The following is a 1,894-nucleotide window of genomic DNA, read 5'->3' as shown; positions in this document are numbered from 1 at the left end:
GCGAAAAGCGTGTGCAGGGTCGCAAGGCCCTCATACCCGATCACCTTGTCGAACACGATCATGGTGAAAATGGCCGTGATGAAGGAAACCCCGTGAATGAACAATGAGATCAACCCGACCTCTAGCAGAATTCCCTTGAATTTCCCGACTTCGGAAAAAATCCACTTGAAATCATAAGGGGCGATCGGCGCATTGGCGTCGTCCAGTTTCCGCAGCAGGATCAGCCGCCCCGACCAGCGCTTGCGGAATTCGTTAACCGGTACTCGCAAAAGCTCCAGGCTGGTTGCCTGTGGATCCTGGACCAGAACGACGGGGCCGTGCTCTCCTTCGTTCGCCGCGGGGGTGATGCCCGCGATGATGATGAATTCACCGTTGCTGAGCTGCCCGATGAACGGCATGGCGCGCACCATGCGGCGCATGGCTGACCAGGTAACGGAAGAGACCTCGCCGCACAGGCCGTGGGTTTCCGCCGCCTTGAGCAAAACTTCAGGGGGGCAGGTGGCCCGGGCGATTTGCGGGAGTTGCGTCACGATGGCGCTGCGCGACAGTTCTACGCCCAGAAAGCGGCTGACCAGAACCAAGCATTCCAGTGCCGAGCTGCTTTGGGTGGTATCTGCTGTTGTCTCTGTCATGGGACCGCTTTGGTTGAGTCATGCGTCGCAAAATCAAAGCACACGGATACTGTCTGCGTCGCAGCCAGGGCCATGACGACAGTTTCGACTATGTGCCGGTTTGGGCCACCTTGGCTGCTGCCAGCCAAAGCGGCCCGACAAACGCTTATTGAGTGTTGAAGTTTGGCGAGCTGTTCGTGCTGTTGTCATCTGCCGCGGAAACGGCCAGAGGCGCTTCACCTGCGGCATCGCCGTTTCGCTTGATCACACCGCGTTGTTCCATTTCCAGAAACATGCGGTGGAAAATATCATAGGCCCGCAAAAAGCCCTGCGGTGACAAAACCAGGCGCAAATGTTCTTCCACTGGTGGGTTATCGGCATCTCCATTTGGGTCGATACCAAATGAAAAACAATCAATTCGCATATTGTTATTGATCATTGCGATATTTGATACCCCATCAAGGTAGCGCTGTTCCATGGAATTCTCCGTTCTGTGTTTTTGTATTTGGGCTATTTACACCCTATGGTTGATGTGCTAATCGCAGACTCAGCAAAAGAGAAACCACCCCGCAATCAAGGCAGTGAGCATTGCCCTGAAACGCATAATGGAGGAGTTAAACCTCGTAGTCATACCCAAAGACCAAATGGTCTTTGAGGTTCCGATTTTGTCGGGCGCCGCTCCTAAATAAACCTCCCTTTTATTGATAGGGGGTGCCCTATTGCGATGATGTTCCGCTTTGGATTTCTGTCTAAAACGGGCGACCATGTCATCGTAAACACGAACGCTTGCATATTTATTCATTTATGACAATCACAAATATTTTAAATGAAATGCAGTAAAGCTGTAATTGCATTAACTTTTGATATTCATATATTTTTATTAGTCTTTTATTTCCCTTAAGAGTCGCAAGTTTGTGACCCAATATCAGGCAAAATGTCGAAAAATACCCACCTTTTGACGTTTTTGATCTGCGTATTTACTCAATTCGCATGCCCACTATCAGAGATTTTTTATTTCTAAACGCCTGACTAAATAATTGATGAGCGTTTTGAATTTAAAATCTCAGAAAGAGATTAAATCCTACATGCGAATGCATGCAGGAATGCCAGTGGAAACGTGTACTAGGGAGGGTTAAAATGGGGACGAATTTCGAAGGTTTCAGGGGTGGTGACAACAATGCCCAAGAATGGGAAATCAATGGCATTAATCATCATGTAGAGTTGTATGGCGGAAACGATTCTCTGTACACCCACACAACCAACAGCCTGTACGCGCATTTGGG

At 49.4% G+C, this 1,894-nt stretch carries 2 protein-coding genes; both read right to left on the bottom strand.

Annotation, left to right across the window (positions count from 1 at the left end):
* A partial coding sequence (locus MPJ51_RS11810; RefSeq protein WP_298386638.1) for a hypothetical protein occupies positions 1 to 632 on the bottom strand: 632 nt, incomplete at its 3' end.
* 145 nt (positions 633 to 777) lie between these two features.
* Positions 778 to 1,089, bottom strand: coding sequence for a hypothetical protein (locus tag MPJ51_RS11805; protein ID WP_298386635.1), 312 nt, complete (start codon positions 1,087 to 1,089; stop codon positions 778 to 780).
* Positions 1,090 to 1,894 lie beyond the last annotated feature (805 nt).

The organism is Ruegeria sp. (genome assembly GCF_028066395.1).
GTDB lineage: Bacteria > Pseudomonadota > Alphaproteobacteria > Rhodobacterales > Rhodobacteraceae > Ruegeria.
Note: the sequence above shows the minus strand (reverse complement) of the source record. Positions and strands in the feature narration are given on the sequence as shown.

Coding starts and splice junctions, on each gene's coding strand:
- MPJ51_RS11805 (WP_298386635.1), bottom strand. CDS start 1,089: ATGGAACAGCGCTACCTTGATGGGGTATCAAATATCGCAATGATCAAT.